The 14,399-nt window shown below is 54.1% G+C and carries 13 protein-coding genes; 11 read left to right on the top strand and 2 right to left on the bottom strand.

The window, feature by feature from the left end:
• Positions 1–96 precede the first annotated feature (96 nt).
• Positions 97–2,277: a heavy metal translocating P-type ATPase gene (locus AC3ZPD_RS18045; protein ID WP_490985670.1), complete on the top strand. Its 2,181-nt coding sequence runs from the start codon at positions 97–99 to the stop codon at positions 2,275–2,277.
• Between the two features lie 53 nt (positions 2,278–2,330).
• Here AC3ZPD_RS18045 and AC3ZPD_RS18040 read toward each other — a convergent pair whose 3' ends face one another.
• A complete protein-coding gene (locus tag AC3ZPD_RS18040) occupies positions 2,331–3,008 on the bottom strand; it encodes a TetR/AcrR family transcriptional regulator (RefSeq protein ID WP_490985669.1) in 678 nt (225 codons plus the stop codon).
• Positions 3,009–3,206: 198 nt separating this feature from the next.
• Between AC3ZPD_RS18040 and AC3ZPD_RS18035 the strand changes: the two genes are divergently transcribed.
• Complete coding sequence (locus AC3ZPD_RS18035; protein WP_490985668.1) at positions 3,207–3,704, top strand: hypothetical protein; 498 nt, start codon at positions 3,207–3,209, stop codon at positions 3,702–3,704.
• 113 nt (positions 3,705–3,817) lie between these two features.
• On the opposite strand, the gene AC3ZPD_RS18030 is transcribed toward AC3ZPD_RS18035, so the two are convergent.
• On the bottom strand, positions 3,818–4,612 hold the full coding sequence (locus AC3ZPD_RS18030; protein WP_490985667.1) for an endonuclease/exonuclease/phosphatase family protein: 795 nt from the start codon (positions 4,610–4,612) through the stop codon (positions 3,818–3,820).
• A 252-nt stretch (positions 4,613–4,864) separates the two neighbouring features.
• Here AC3ZPD_RS18030 and AC3ZPD_RS18025 point away from each other — a divergent pair, with 252 nt between their 5' ends.
• The 9 genes from AC3ZPD_RS18025 to AC3ZPD_RS17985 all read left to right on the top strand — a co-directional run bounded on the left by AC3ZPD_RS18025 (position 4,865) and on the right by AC3ZPD_RS17985 (position 14,397).
• Positions 4,865–5,848 (top strand): LacI family DNA-binding transcriptional regulator, encoded by a 984-nt coding sequence (locus tag AC3ZPD_RS18025; protein WP_490985666.1) that lies wholly within the window; start codon positions 4,865–4,867, stop codon positions 5,846–5,848.
• Position 5,849: 1 nt separating this feature from the next.
• Positions 5,850–6,731 carry a ribokinase gene (rbsK, locus tag AC3ZPD_RS18020; RefSeq protein WP_490985665.1) on the top strand — a complete coding sequence of 294 codons (882 nt, stop codon included), beginning with the start codon at positions 5,850–5,852 and terminating at the stop codon, positions 6,729–6,731.
• A 1-nt stretch (position 6,732) separates the two neighbouring features.
• Complete coding sequence (rbsD, locus tag AC3ZPD_RS18015) at positions 6,733–7,134, top strand: D-ribose pyranase (protein ID WP_490985664.1); 402 nt, start codon at positions 6,733–6,735, stop codon at positions 7,132–7,134.
• A 12-nt stretch (positions 7,135–7,146) separates the two neighbouring features.
• Complete coding sequence (locus AC3ZPD_RS18010; protein ID WP_490985663.1) at positions 7,147–8,628, top strand: sugar ABC transporter ATP-binding protein; 1,482 nt, start codon at positions 7,147–7,149, stop codon at positions 8,626–8,628.
• Position 8,629: 1 nt separating this feature from the next.
• Positions 8,630–9,598 (top strand): ribose ABC transporter permease, encoded by a 969-nt coding sequence (gene rbsC, locus AC3ZPD_RS18005; protein WP_490985662.1) that lies wholly within the window; start codon positions 8,630–8,632, stop codon positions 9,596–9,598.
• 15 nt (positions 9,599–9,613) lie between these two features.
• Positions 9,614–10,531 carry a ribose ABC transporter substrate-binding protein RbsB gene (gene rbsB / locus AC3ZPD_RS18000; RefSeq protein WP_490985661.1) on the top strand — a complete coding sequence of 306 codons (918 nt, stop codon included), beginning with the start codon at positions 9,614–9,616 and terminating at the stop codon, positions 10,529–10,531.
• A gap of 307 nt (positions 10,532–10,838) precedes the next feature.
• Positions 10,839–11,531 (top strand): response regulator transcription factor, encoded by a 693-nt coding sequence (locus AC3ZPD_RS17995; RefSeq protein ID WP_490985660.1) that lies wholly within the window; start codon positions 10,839–10,841, stop codon positions 11,529–11,531.
• On the top strand, positions 11,528–13,069 hold the full coding sequence (locus AC3ZPD_RS17990; protein WP_490985659.1) for a sensor histidine kinase: 1,542 nt from the start codon (positions 11,528–11,530) through the stop codon (positions 13,067–13,069). Before AC3ZPD_RS17995 ends, AC3ZPD_RS17990 begins: the two co-directional genes overlap by 4 nt.
• Positions 13,070–13,212: 143 nt before the next feature.
• A complete protein-coding gene (locus AC3ZPD_RS17985; protein WP_490985658.1) occupies positions 13,213–14,397 on the top strand; it encodes a TolB family protein in 1,185 nt (394 codons plus the stop codon).
• The last annotated feature ends 2 nt before the right edge of the window (positions 14,398–14,399 follow it).

Below are 14,399 nucleotides of genomic sequence, written 5' to 3'. Positions count from 1 at the left end.
ATTCATTGACGTAAAATAAAGGCAAGAATATAATGAAAGCAAACATATGAACAGTTGTTCATGTATTAACACAGAGCAGGGGGAAGGGGTCCCACGATGCCAAATGCCAAAACCAATATAAAACATGAATATGTGCTGGAAGGTCTGGATTGTGCGAATTGCGCCTTAAAAGTTGAAAATGGAGTGAAAAAAGTTCCCGGCGTTTCGGCATGCTCGGTCAATTTTATGACTCGGACTTTAGCGCTGGAGACAACGGCCGAAGCAGAAGCCGGGGTGCTGGAAGAGACGGCCAAAACCGTCAAAAGGCTGGAACCCGGAATAAAACTGCAGGCGAAAAAAGGGGCCCAATCTCTGCCTCTGCAGCCTGATGGCCGCCGCATTCAAGATTCCGGCCAGAACCTCAGCCCAAACCGTATGCCCGGGGAAGGGCTCGACAAAGTTCTGATTGTTCGTTTGATCGCGGGGGCACTGATCGCAGGAGCAGGCATGCTGGGGCATATTTCGGGATGGCCCGAATTCGTGCTGTTTGCAGCCGCTTATCTGATCGTCGGGGGAGAGATCGTCCTTAAGGCGCTGAAAAATATCGTCAGAGGCCGCATTTTTGATGAATATTTCCTTATGTCGGCCGCCACTCTCGGGGCGTTTGCCATTCGGCAGTATCCGGAGGGCGTTGCCGTAATGCTGTTTTATCAGGTCGGGGAGCTGTTTCAAAACCTCGCCGTCAAACGCTCGCGGCAATCCATAACCTCCCTGGTCAACATCCGGCCGGATTTTGCGAATCTGAAAGAAGGAAACGAAATCAGGCGTGTTCATCCGGAGGAGGTCGGCATCGGAAGCCGGATCGTCGTGAAGCCGGGGGAAAAGGTTCCGCTGGACGGCCGGATTCTTGAAGGAAGCTCCCTGGTGGATACGTCGGCGCTGACGGGAGAATCGGTGCCGAGAGAGGTTCAGGCCGGAAGCGGGGTATTGGCCGGATTTATTAACAAAAACGGGGTACTTTCGATAGAGGTCACAAAAACGTTCGGCGAGTCCTCGGTGGCCAAAATCCTCGAACTGGTCGAAAATGCGAGCAGCAAAAAGGCGCCCACGGAAAATTTTATAACGAAGTTCGCCAGGTATTATACGCCATTTGTCGTCATCGTGGCGCTGCTCCTTGCCGTTGTTCCGCCGCTTGTGATCAGCGGAGCCGAGTTTTCGGATTGGCTGTACCGCGCGCTGATCTTCCTGGTCATTTCCTGCCCCTGCGCGCTTGTTGTTTCGATTCCACTCGGGTTTTTCGGAGGGATCGGAGCGGCGTCCAGACAGGGAGTGCTCGTGAAAGGGAGCAACTATCTGGAAGCTTTGAATGCGGCCAAATACGTGGTGTTCGACAAGACCGGCACGCTGACGAAAGGTTCTTTTCAAGTTACGGGGATTAACCCTGAACCCGGGTTTTCCAGAGAGGAGCTGCTTGAATACGCCGCATATGCTGAATTTCACTCCAATCACCCTATTGCGGAGTCCATCCGGAATGCGTACAAGGGGGAGCTGGAGGTGCGCGTGATTGGCGAATATAACGAAATCCCGGGGCACGGCACAGAAGCAGCCGTTAAAGGGAACCAGGTGCTGGCCGGCAATGCCAAACTGATGGAGCTGAAAAATATCCCTTTCGTTCGGCCTGAAGCCCCCGGAACCGTGGTGTATCTGGCCGTTGACGGCCGATATGCCGGTTCGATCATCATTTCGGATGAGTTGAAAAAAGATGCGGCAGCCGCCGTTCAAGCGTTGAAAGAGCTCGGCGTGAAGAAAACCGTCATGCTTACCGGAGATATCCGGTCCGTTGCGGAAGCCGCAGCGCAGCAGTTGAAGATCGACGAAGTTTACAGCGAGCTGCTGCCGGAGGACAAAGTGAGCCGGATGGAAAGGCTGAACGAGCAGAAAACGGCCAAAGATAAAATTATTTTTGTAGGGGACGGAATTAACGATACGCCGGTTCTGGCACGTGCCGATATCGGTGTGGCCATGGGGGGACTTGGTTCCGATGCGGCCATCGAAGCGGCCGATATCGTCATTATGAACGACGAGCCGTCCAAGCTGGTTTCGGCGATCCGCATCGCCAAAAGAACCCGGCGGATTGTCTGGCAGAATATTATTTTTGCGCTAGGGGTTAAAACGGTCTTCCTGCTGCTGGGGGCTTTCGGATTCGCCACCATGTGGGAGGCGGTTTTCTCGGACGTAGGCGTTACGGTAATCGCCGTAATCAACGCGATGCGCGTGCTGCGTTCCGGCCGGGAATAAGCAGACAAACAGCGGCCGGTTTCCGGGAGTCCTCGGAGGCTGGCCGCTTGTTGTTACAACAAAGCCTGGAGTCTGCGTGTGTATTTATCCGCCAGATGTTCGATCACGGGCATCATGTTGGAGTCGTCTACCAGGGAAAGACGCTCCGGGCGGAACAGCTGAATCTTTTTTAATTGATAGTAGTCGGTAAGCACTTGCTTGAGGGTTGTCTGATTCTGAAGCACGTATTTGAGATTCGTGATTTCGCGAAGCAGCAGCGCGTCCTGGAGAAGAATAAAGGTTTCGTTAATCGGGTTAAAGATGCCTTTCTCTTTGCCTGCCGCGTAAAATTCGAGCAATTTCCGATTGCGCTGCTCCAGCGCCCTGCTCAGCTTGTCGTATGCATCCGGGGACGAGGCTTGAAGCTCCGCCAGAAATCCCTCGGTAATTTTGCCGACGGACGAGGCAGCCTGCTCGAACAGCTGCTGAAAGCACAGCCCGAAAGACGCCGGGTCGTCATCCACCGCGGGCTCCTTCAGCTCTTGGATATAATCGACTAGAATGTCCACGATTCCTTCGACGACCTCCTCCTTTGACGAAAAATATTTATACATAGTGGCCCGGCTGACCTCCATCAGGACCGAGATTTCTTCCATTTTAAGCTGCTGGAAACCGCCTTGATCCATGATGGGAGGGATGATTTTCCGCAGCATGTTCGTTTTGTTTTGTTCTTTGTTCAGGGATCTGGCCAAAGCTTGGGTTCCTCCTTTATTGTTCCTGTTCTTTGATTTACTTCCGCAGCGGCTTTAATGAACATCATATAGAAAGTATACACAATAATTAATGTCTGTTTAATATGTGCTTGGCAAATGAATCTCTAGAGTGGAATGAAGTAAGCTGTAACCTTTTGGAAATTCAGCCGTATGTAAATTATTATGGAGGTGAAGCTGATGAACTTATATTTCCGCGATAATTTTTTTAATGCCGGTGAAACGGAAATTCTGAACGAACGGAATGAGCGGGTCGGTTATCTGAATTTGAAGAGCGCTTTTGGATCGTCGATTGAGGTTTACGGGAATGGCGTACAAGTATGCAGCGGGAGATTCCCCTTTTTCTCCGGCCGCTGGGAGGTTCAGGACGTCCACGGAAATACATGGGGCAAGCTGAGAAGCCGCTTTACCTTCTTCAGCAAGAAATACACGTACGAAACGAACGGGAGGGGGGAGTACGATATTTTATCCCCGGCTTTCTCCAAGGAATATGAGGTCGTCAATGATTACGGCGTCGTAGCCCGGTTCGCCAAGGTGAGCGGCTGGTTTTCGGCGAGTGCCTACGAACTCAGCAATTCCAGCGAGCTGTTGAATGATTATGAGCTGGTGGCGGTCATTATGGGCGTTCATGAGATTCAGAAGAGACACGACAATAACGCTGGGGCGAACGTTACTTAACCCGCTTCAGCACCCGCTTCAGCATGGCTTTGACCCGAAACGAATAAGAGGAAAAACAGCAAGAGCCCCTGCGGATTTCGTTCCGCCAGCGGCTCTTTTCCGTTCCGGTTATTCTACCGCCCCGGGATTTCAATCGTAAGCTCCACGGGATAATGGTCCGACGGGTACAGGCCGTCTTCATTCCAATGGTTAATGACGATGGATTTCACAGGCCCTGCGCCGCGCTGAAAAATCCAGTCGATATGCGGTCCCTCTGTATCGCCGGTGTAATTGCCGAAGGTGCAGGTGCCGGCCAGGTCCTGTCCCGATTGCATCCAGGTATCGGTGAAATCGGAGCCCTGCAGCAGAAGGTAAGCTTCGCCTTGCTCCGTGGAATTGAAGTCTCCGCCGATAAAGACAGGAAGTCCGGTTAAACCGGCAATCTGCCCGACCCGCTCCAGCATCAGTTTGGTGGACTGAACCTGTGCGGCCTCTTTCAGTGCGAAATGGATATTAAAATAATAAAAATCAGCGCTGCCGCCCTTGGCCTGCAAACGAACCCAAGTGCAGATACGGGGATAATCGGAGTCCAGAGAGCTGCGGCTGCCGGGGACATCCGGCGTTTCACTCAGCCAGAACTGGCCCGATTGAACGGCGTCGAACTTATCCGTCCGATATAAGATATTAACGTATTCATCGCTCGTATCTCCGAGTCTGGAAGTGCCGATAGACCGGTATGGCAGACGGGAGTGCTTCAGCAGATAATCGGTTTGAGCCTCGTAGGCTTCCTGCAGGCCGACGATGTCCGCCGCAAAAGCGTCGATCACCCGCACGGCCCGGTTTTTCCGGTTATCCCAGCAGTTAACCGTTCCATCATCCCCGTGCAGCGTGCGTATATTGAAAGACATGATTTTCAGTTCAGTGGTCATGCTGGCCCACCCTCCTTTATTGTTGTTGTCCGTCGTTTCCTTGAGCTTAAAAAGATCCATATAATCAACCTGCCCGGTGCTCCGTTTATTTTATCACGCAGGAGCTGGCCCAGGCTTACCGGCCTCCGGATAAATTTAAACATTTTCCAAATTATGCCGCCAAAACCCCTCTTGCCAAGCTTCAAACGATATGTTATCTTAATGATGTAACCGGTTACACATTACCGGTTTCCCAATGAGGAGAGAACAGCTATGGCAACCATACGTGATGTGGCCAAACATGCCGGAGTTTCGGTGGCGACGGTTTCGCGCGTGATTAATGGAACGGGTTATGTCCACGAGGATACGCGCCGCAACATTGAAATCGCTATCAAGGAACTTCAGTATACGCCGAATGAGGTCGCAAGATCTCTCTACAAAAGAAAATCGAAGCTGACCGGCCTTTTGCTGCCAGATATTACAAACCCTTTTTTTCCGGAGCTTGCCCGAGGGGTCGAAGACGAGATGCAGGAGAACGATTACCGCATCATTTTCGGCAATAGCGACGAGGACCGGGATAAAGAGCAGGAATATATTCAGACTTTTGTGCAAAATAACGTGGTCGGCGTCATCGCTTCCACCAACTATCCGGACACGGATACCTACCGGAAGCTGGAGATCCCGGTGGTGTTTCTGGACCGGACGGTGGACGACAGCCCGTCGGTTTATTCCGACGGACGGGAAGGCGGCCGAATCGCCGCCCGCGAGCTTGTAGCCCGGGGCAGCCGCCGTGTAACGGTCATGCAGGGACCCAAACATATCCGTCCGGCACAGGACCGTTACAAAGGCGCCGTGGATATGCTGAAGGAGCAGGGGATTTCGTACAATGTCATCCAGACTTCTTCTTTTTCCTTTACGGAAGCGGGGACCTGGGCTGAGCAGTTGTTCAGCCAATATCCGGATACGGACGGGGTCATCGCCAGCAACGACATCGTGGCGGCAGCCGTGCTGCATGAGGCATTGCGGCTGGGCAAGCGAGTGCCGGAAGACGTGCAGATCATCGGGTATGACGATGTGCCGCTCAGCCGGATTTTGAACCCTTCGCTGACGACGGTCCGCCAGCCTGCTTACGATATGGGAAGGGCGGCTGCCAGACTGCTGATAGCATTTATGGAGAATAAACCTATTGATCAAACTACAATTCAAATGCCCGTAACGTTTACCGAACGGGATACGACGAGAAAGGCGGAAGAATAACATGGCAAAAATCGTAGTGGTAGGCAGCTCGGCCGTAGATCTTGTAGTGACGGCATCCAAACGTCCGGGAGCCGGCGAAACGGTTCTCGGCGAAAGCTTCAAGACGGTTCCCGGAGGCAAGGGAGCCAACCAGGCCGTAGCAGCTGCGCGCCTTGGCGCAGAGGTAACGATGGTGGGCCGCGTGGGCGATGATCATTTTGCCGATCAGATTCTGGAGAACTTCAAGAGCAATCAGGTTTCTGTGACGCATGTGGAACCGGTTACACATTGCGAAAGCGGAACCGCGCACATCGTTCTGGCTGAAGGCGACAACAGCATCGTGGTTGTGAAAGGCGCCAATGATGAAGTAACGCCTGCTTATATCAGTTCCAGGGCAGTGGACGCGTTTAGCGGCGCGAATATGGTGCTGATCCAGCAGGAGATTCCCGAAGAGACGGTGGTTTACGTCAGCAGACTGGCCAAACAACTGGGCATTCCGCTGCTGCTGAACCCGGCTCCGGCAAGGCCGATCCCGCAGGAGGTTATCGACAATGCGGCGTATATTACGCCGAATGAACACGAAGCGAAGATTCTTTTTACGGAAATGAGTATCGCCGAAGCCCTCCGGAAATATCCGAACAAGCTGTTTATTACCGAAGGCAGCAAGGGCGTGCGTTATTTCGACGGCGGGCAGGAAGTGCTGGTGCCTTCTTACAAGGTCGAAGTGGTAGATACTACGGGAGCGGGCGATACGTTTAACGCGGCTTTTGCGGTGGCGCTGGCCGAAGGCAAACCGGTTTATGACAGCGTGCGTTTTGCCAACCGGGCGGCTTCCTTGTCCGTGACGAAGTTTGGGGCACAAGGCGGGATGCCGGAACGACGGGAAGTAGAGGAGCAGATGTAACATGAAGAAACTGGGGATATTAAACAGTCATATCGCAAAGGTGCTGGCCGACCTTGGCCATACCGATACGATCGTGATCGCCGATGTGGGATTGCCCGTTCCGGACGGGGTCCCCAAAATCGACCTGGCGCTGACGCTCGGGTCGCCGAGCTTTGAAGACACCGTCAATGCGGTGGCCGAGGATATGGTTGTGGAGAAAGTAGTGCTGGCGGAGGAGATTCAAACCGGTAATCCGGAAGCGCTTCAATATATCAGAGAAAAGTTTGCGGGAGCCGAGCTTGAACAGCAGCCTCATGAGCAGTTCAAGCAGCTGACCCGCAGGGCCAAAGCCGTGATTCGCACGGGTGAAGCCAAGCCGTATGCAAACGTGATTTTGCAGGCGGGCGTTAATTTCGGGAATTAAGGAGGAGCCGTTATGCGCATTGAAATGAAAGGCATTCATAAAGCATTTGGCAGCAACCAGGTTTTGTCCGGCGTAGATTTTGATCTGGAGCCGGGCGAGGTTCACGCGCTGATGGGCGAAAACGGGGCCGGGAAATCGACGATGATGAATATATTGACCGGCCTGTACGTGAAAGACGCCGGGACAATTACGATTGACGGCCAAGAGAGGTACTTCTCGAATCCGAAGGAAGCGGAGAAAGCGGGCATTGCTTTTATCCACCAGGAACTGAACGTATGGCCGGATATGACCGTGCTGCAGAACCTGTTTATCGGGCGCGAGATGTCGTCGTCCTTCGGGCTTTTGAAAGAGAAAGAAATGAAGGCGCTTGCAGCCGAGCAGTTCCGCAAGTTGTCCGTGGACATTCCGCTGAACGCCGAAGCCGGAGCGTGTTCGGTGGGCCAGCAGCAGATGATCGAAATCGCAAAAGCGCTTCTGACGGAAACGAAGGTCATCATTATGGATGAACCAACGTCGGCGCTGACCGAACGGGAAATCCGCAAGTTATTTGAAGTTATAGCCTCTTTGAAAAAAGAAGGCGTCTCCATCGTCTACATTTCCCACCGGATGGAGGAAATTTTCGAAATCTGCGACCGGATTACGGTGATGCGGGACGGCAAAACGGTCGATACCCAAGCGATCCCGGACACAAACTTCGATGAAGTGGTGCGAAAAATGGTTGGCCGCGAGCTGACGGAACGTTATCCGGCACGGACGCCGAATCCCGGCAAAGTGGCGCTTGAGGTTTTGCATGCTTCCCGTAAAGGGATGTTCGAGGATATCAGCTTCAAGGTTCATGAGGGAGAGGTTGTTGGGTTCTCCGGGCTGATGGGCTCGGGACGCACCGAAATCATGCGCGCCTTGTTTGGACTCGATCCGCTGGACCGCGGCGAAGTCACGCTGTTCGGCAAAAAAGCCGCCATCCGCAAGCCGGACGACGCGGTGAAGCTGGGCATCGGGTTTATTACGGAGGACCGGAAGGATGAGGGGCTAATCCTTGATTTTTCCGTCCGTGAGAATATGGTGCTGCCGAGCCTGAAGAGCTTTACCTCCAAAGGGTTGATCTCGGCTCAGAAAGAGAAGTCGTTCGTGGATATGCTGATCAAGCGGCTGCGCATCAAAACCCACACGTCCGAAACGGCGGCGGGCAATCTGTCCGGCGGCAATCAGCAGAAGGTGGTTATCGCCAAATGGGTGGGCATCGGTCCGAGAGTACTCATTCTGGATGAACCGACCCGTGGCGTCGACGTCGGCGCGAAACGAGAGATATACCAGCTGATGAACGAGCTGACCGGACATGGCGTCGCTATCATCATGGTGTCGTCGGAGCTGCCGGAGGTGCTCGGCATGAGCGACCGGATCGTGGTTGTGCACGAAGGCCGGATCACCGGCGAACTGAGCAGGGAAGAAGCTACGCAGGAAAAAATCATGACACTCGCTACGGGGGGACAATAACATGTCTACGATCAATGAAACAAAAACAGCCAAAGGGTTCCAGCTGTCGCAGGTCACGCAAAAGCTCGGCCCGCTGCTTGGCCTGATTATACTGATCATCATCGTTTCGGTGCTGAATCCGAGTTTTTTGGAACCGCTTAACATTCTGAATATGCTGCGCCAGGTTTCGATTAACGCGCTGATCGCGTTTGGCATGACCTTCGTTATTCTGACGGGCGGCATCGACTTGTCGGTAGGTTCGATTCTGGCCTTGTCCAGCGCATTTGTCGCCAACCTGATGGTTTCCGGACTTGATCCGGTCCTGTCCATCATCATCGGCTGTCTGGCCGGCGGCGTTATGGGGGCGGTTAACGGCCTCATGATCGCGAAAGGCAAAATGGCTCCATTTATCGCTACCTTGGCAACCATGACGATCTTCAGAGGTTTGACGCTTGTCTACACAAACGGCAACCCGATTACGGGACTCGGCGACAGCATGGCGTTCCAGCTGTTTGGCCGCGGTTATCAATTCGGCATTCCAGTACCGGCCGTTACAATGATTATTACTTTTGCCATCCTGTGGGTGGTTCTGCATAAAACGTCTTTCGGACGCAAAACGTACGCCATTGGCGGCAACGAAAAAGCGGCCCGCGTATCCGGCATCAAAGTATCCCGCGTCAAAATCATGATCTACGCGCTGGCTGGACTGCTCTCCGCCTTGGCGGGCGCCATCCTGACTTCCCGTCTGAATTCGGCCCAGCCGACAGCCGGTACATCTTACGAGCTTGATGCGATTGCGGCGGTCGTTCTCGGCGGCACCAGCTTGTCCGGCGGCCGCGGCCGCATCGTCGGCACCTTGATCGGCGTGCTGATCATCGGCATTCTGAACAACGGGCTGAACCTGCTCGGCGTATCTTCCTTCTACCAGATGGTGGTCAAAGGGGTCGTCATCCTGATTGCCGTACTCATCGACCGGAAGAAATCCGCATAAAGGGGAGATTAAACGATGAAAAAGTTAACGTTATTAATTGCAGCGCTGCTGCTTGTGCTAACGACCGGCTGTTCCATGCAGCCCCCAAGCTGGGCCAAACCGAAAACCGGCGGGGATTTGAGCGACATCAAAATCGGCCTTTCGGTTTCGACCCTGGATAATCCGTTTTTCGTTTCTTTGAAAGAAGGGGTTGTGGCCGAGGCCAAAAAGCAGGGCATTGAAACGATTGTGGTCGACGCCCAGAACGACTCGGCGAAACAGACCAACGACGTGGAAGATCTGATGCAAAAAGGCGTAAACGCCCTGCTGATCAACCCGACCGACTCGGCGGCTATCTCTACCGAGGTGGAGAACGCCAACAACCTGGGCATTCCGGTCATTACGATCGACCGCTCGGCGGATAAAGGCGACGTTAAAGCCTTCGTGGCTTCCGATAACGTCAAAGGCGGCCAAATGGCGGCGGAATACCTGGCCAAGCTGGTAGGTAAAGGCGCCAAGATCGTTGAGCTTCAAGGCGTAGCCGGCGCTTCCGCAACCCGTGAACGCGGCAAAGGGTTTCACGAGGTGGCGGACACCGAGCTGAATGTGGTAGCTTCCCAGGCGGCCGATTTCGACCGCACCAAAGGTTTGAACGTGATGGAGAACCTGCTTCAGGCGCATCCGGACGTGCAGGCGGTTTTTGCCCAGAATGATGAAATGGCGCTGGGCGCAATCGAAGCGATCCAAAGCTCGGGCAAAAATATTCCGGTCATCGGCTTTGACGGCAGCGACGACGCGCTGAAAGCGATCAAAGACGGCAAGCTGACCGCAACGGTGGCTCAGCAGCCTGAGCTGATCGGCCAAATGGCCGTGCAGGCGGCACGCGACGTGCTGCAGGGCAAAACGGTCGAAAAATCCATTCCGGCGCCGCTGAAGCTGGTGACGAAGGACTAAGGGAACCAGGAGTAGGGCTGGTGATTAAAGGTAAAGATTAAGACAAAAGTTAAAAGGACGTCTCAATCGGGTTGGGTTATAGTCTATAGCCATAGCCCGGTTGAGGCGTTTTTTTGCATGCAGAGGTTCGGAGGGTCTGAAATCACCACCGAGTAAACCTCCGAAATATAGTGCAAAATAAGGAATAGATGCCGGGGCAACAAAGGGCACAACTTTTTTACGCCTGGGTTCGTCTAGTTTACGACAAGGGTGGGGCTCTTTCTTTTTTTAAAATCATACATATATTAGGTTTAAAGGGGTAATTAACATGATTAAAGTGCTTGTCGTAGATGATGAAACCAGCATTTCCAGCGCGGTAGCCTATGCACTCGGAAGGGAAGGATTCACCGTGGACACCGCAGAGGACGGGGAAGAAGCCCTCGAAAAGGTGGCCTCCTTTCATCCGGATGTAATGGTGATGGATGTTATGATGCCGAAACTGAACGGGTACGAGGTTTGCCGGAAGCTGGACGAGAAAAACCGGCCGGCCGTGCTGCTGCTGACGGTCAAAAACGATATCGTAGACAAGGTGCTTGGCCTGGAGCTGGGCGCTGATGATTTTATGTCCAAACCTTTTGATATCCGGGAGGTCGTGGCCCGGGTGAAAGCTTTGTCCCGGCGGAAAAATTTTGCGGCTGACCTGCAAACCGGTCCTGATGAGGGAAAAGTCGAGCTCGGCGGCCTGACGATCGAGACGTTCAGCCGGACGGTGCGGATGGATGGCCGGGAGCTGGATTTGACGCCTAAAGAGTTTGATCTGCTGGCTCTGCTGGCCCGTCATCCGGAGCGGGTTTATTCCCGTGAAACGCTGCTGGATCAGGTTTGGGATATGGATTTTGCCGGGGGAACCCGGACGGTCGATATCCATATTCAAAGATTGCGCAAGAAACTCGGCGAATGGCAGGGGCTGATCCAGACCGTTTACGGAATCGGCTATAAAAGCACGAGGACCCTCTCATGACCTCCGAACAGAATCCTCTCGAGCCTTCCTCGAAGGCGGGAGAATCCCGCAGGTTCCGGATCGGGCTCAAAGGGAAACTTTCGCTGCTGCTGGCCCTGCTGCTGGCTTCGGTGCTGGTGCTGCTCAGCACGCTTGTACTCGCGGGAATCCGTGAAGATCAGCGGATCCGGCTGGAGCAAAATTTTGCCCACCAGGCCGATGCGGCCAACCTTCGGGTCCGCGAGGATTATTTGACCGGCGAGCAGGTACCCCCGGATGTCTTTATGGAGCAAAGCGGCCGGCGGCTGGCCGTCGATCTGGGCGAGCAAAGCGGGATGGCCGTGACGCTTTATAATGACGAAGGTGAATTTGCCGGCACCTCGCTGCCGATTCATCCGTTAACCGACGTGAAGGATGCGCTCGCTTACACCGCCCAAGGGAAATCGGCTTACATTAGCGACGGCGAGCAGCTGCTGTACCTGGCTCCGCTATACAATGCCGACCAGTTTCTGGGGACCGTACAGTTTCACAGCTCGCTGATAGAGCAGAACGCTTTCTACCAGCGGATCCAAAACCTGTTTATCGTCACCGGCGCGGCGGTGCTGCTGGCCGGATTTGTGGTCGGCTATCTCTATGTCTGGCGGCAGGTTCACGTCTTGTCCAAGCTGAACACGGCCGCGAAGCAGATCGGGCAGGGGCAGTATTTGGCCGCTCCTCCGGTCAAGCGGAAAGACGAATTCGGCGAACTCGCCGAGGGGATCTACGAAATGAGCGGGAGTATCGCCAATTATGTCACCGAGCTGAATGAAGAACAGCAGAAGCTTCTGGCGGCCATAGCCCGGCTGCAGGAGCTGGAGCAGCAGCAAAAGCAGTTCATCGGCAACATCAGCCATGAGCTGAAGACGCCGCTGACCTCTATTCTCGCTTATTCGGACCTGCTGGAGATGTACAGCGACGATCCGGAGCTGCTGCGCAACGCCAGAACCCAAATCGGCAAAGAGGCCGAACGGCTTTATGCGTTGGTCGAGAAAGCTCTCCAGCTTTCCTCCATGGACATTTACGATTTCCAGACCCGGGCGGAGGAGGTGCGCCTGAAGCCGCTGCTGCAGGAGGCGGTCGGCCGGCTGCGGATCAAGGCGGAGAGGCGGCAGGTCACGCTCGAAGCACGGTTAACGGATGAGACGGCTTGGGCCGACCCGGATAATGTCATGCACATGGTGACCAACCTCCTGGACAACGCGGTAAAATACAACCGGCCCGGCGGTAAAGTGACGTTATCCAGCCGTTCGGAACGGACGGCTTCAGGCCGCCGCCTTGTCGTCATCGAGGTTGCGGATACCGGTATTGGCATAGCGAAAGAGCTGCAAAGCCGGATCTTTGATCCTTTTTACACGGTCAGCACGGACCGTTCCAGGGAGACCGGCGGGACGGGGCTGGGGTTGTCGCTTGTACGGAGTCTTGCTGAGAAACAAAACGGTACGGTAAAGCTTGCGGAATCCGGACCGGACGGCTCCAGGTTTGTGATTGAGCTGCCGGGCGAGGCCGAGGCTGCCGGGTGATTTTTGCGCGGTTCACAGGATTTCTCCGGTCAGAAAAAGCCGGGTTCCATTTTGTTACAAGCCCGTTACAATCCGGAGATGAATTGGAGATAAGGGGATCCTATACTACCTGTAACATCTACTAAGGAAGGGGATTCACGAACATGAACCATTTGGATTACGGACGTGTCCTGAAGGTGGCCGCCGCCGCTGCCTTGGCCGTCAGCCTGGCGGCCTGCCAGCCGCTGCAGGACCGGCTGATCGGCGGCTCCGGCACGCCGGATAACAATAAGGCCGATAACGGGGCTGCTACGGGGGACATCTCTCCGGAGAAACGCAAGCTCACGGTTGTAGGGGGCACGGAGAAAAAGCAGACTCAGGCGGTTTCGGTCAGTCATATTCACCAGCTTAAGGACACTGTCATCGACTCCTGGGTTTCCGACGACAAACTCCGGGTTACGACGATCAAGGAGGTTAAACCCGCAACCGCCACGGAAGGGGCGCAGTTTTCATACACGCCTTTCGTGGTGGATTTGACGGCCGGGGACAAACGGGAACAAGCGAGCGGCAGCGATAAAGCGGACCAAACCGTAGTGAAAGAACAGGTTTCCCCGGACGGGAAATTCAGCTTTATCCAGAAATGGCCGGACAAATATAAGGCCCAAAACTTTATAAAAAACCTGCAGACCGGAGCGATGACCGAAGTTAAGGTCGACAACTATATGGAGCGCGGAGGCTGGCTGGACGGAGAGCATTATATTCTTGCCGCTGGAAGCATGTCCAGCCGCGGGGATATTTTGGAGATCGGGACGGACGGGACGATGAAGAAGCTGGCTCTGGAAGATTCCACCGTGGAATATTTTACCCAGTTTGGGGTCAGCCAAGGCTGGATTTATTATGTCGATAGCGAGTCCGTCTTAAAGAAATTCGAGCCTGAGCAAAGTCAGCCTGAAACCGTAAGCCAGCAGGTGGCGCAGTTCGAGATTTCTCCGGATGGCAAACATTTGGCTGCGGTCATTCTTCAAAGCGACCGGAAATCCAGCGAACTCCGGCTGCTCGGGCCTGACGGAAAAGTTGAAGGAGGCGCACTGGCCCAAGGTACTCTGCTGCGTTATATCTCCTGGTCGCCGGATTCCTCGAAGCTGGCGCTGAACGTTTATAACGAAGATAAAAACGGGCTGAACGGCCTCTATGTTTTTGATTATGACTCGGGACAGTTATCCTTGGTAGGACCGGATTATTTTCTGCAGTTTCCGATTAGCTGGAGCCCGTCCGGCAAGCGGATCGGCGTCACTTTTGAAGGCAAGGATTCGCAGACGGTTACGCAGGTTTTGGATTTTAATTTTTGATC

It is taken from the genome of Paenibacillus mobilis (genome assembly GCF_058267595.1).
Note: the sequence above shows the minus strand (reverse complement) of the source record. Positions and strands in the feature narration are given on the sequence as shown.

Bases quoted from the DNA above. Each gene is read 5' to 3' on its own strand.
- rbsK (WP_490985665.1), top strand. From the start codon at position 5,850: ATGGCAAAAATCGTAGTGGTAGGCAGCTCGGCCGTAGATCTTGTAGTG.
- AC3ZPD_RS17985 (WP_490985658.1), top strand. From the start codon at position 13,213: ATGAACCATTTGGATTACGGACGTGTCCTGAAGGTGGCCGCCGCCGCT.
- AC3ZPD_RS18010 (WP_490985663.1), top strand. From the start codon at position 7,147: ATGCGCATTGAAATGAAAGGCATTCATAAAGCATTTGGCAGCAACCAG.
- AC3ZPD_RS17990 (WP_490985659.1), top strand. From the start codon at position 11,528: ATGACCTCCGAACAGAATCCTCTCGAGCCTTCCTCGAAGGCGGGAGAA.
- rbsB (WP_490985661.1), top strand. From the start codon at position 9,614: ATGAAAAAGTTAACGTTATTAATTGCAGCGCTGCTGCTTGTGCTAACG.
- rbsC (WP_490985662.1), top strand. From the start codon at position 8,630: ATGTCTACGATCAATGAAACAAAAACAGCCAAAGGGTTCCAGCTGTCG.
- rbsD (WP_490985664.1), top strand. From the start codon at position 6,733: ATGAAGAAACTGGGGATATTAAACAGTCATATCGCAAAGGTGCTGGCC.
- AC3ZPD_RS18045 (WP_490985670.1), top strand. From the start codon at position 97: ATGCCAAATGCCAAAACCAATATAAAACATGAATATGTGCTGGAAGGT.
- AC3ZPD_RS18035 (WP_490985668.1), top strand. From the start codon at position 3,207: ATGAACTTATATTTCCGCGATAATTTTTTTAATGCCGGTGAAACGGAA.
- AC3ZPD_RS18030 (WP_490985667.1), bottom strand. From the start codon at position 4,612: ATGACCACTGAACTGAAAATCATGTCTTTCAATATACGCACGCTGCAC.
- AC3ZPD_RS18025 (WP_490985666.1), top strand. From the start codon at position 4,865: ATGGCAACCATACGTGATGTGGCCAAACATGCCGGAGTTTCGGTGGCG.
- AC3ZPD_RS17995 (WP_490985660.1), top strand. From the start codon at position 10,839: ATGATTAAAGTGCTTGTCGTAGATGATGAAACCAGCATTTCCAGCGCG.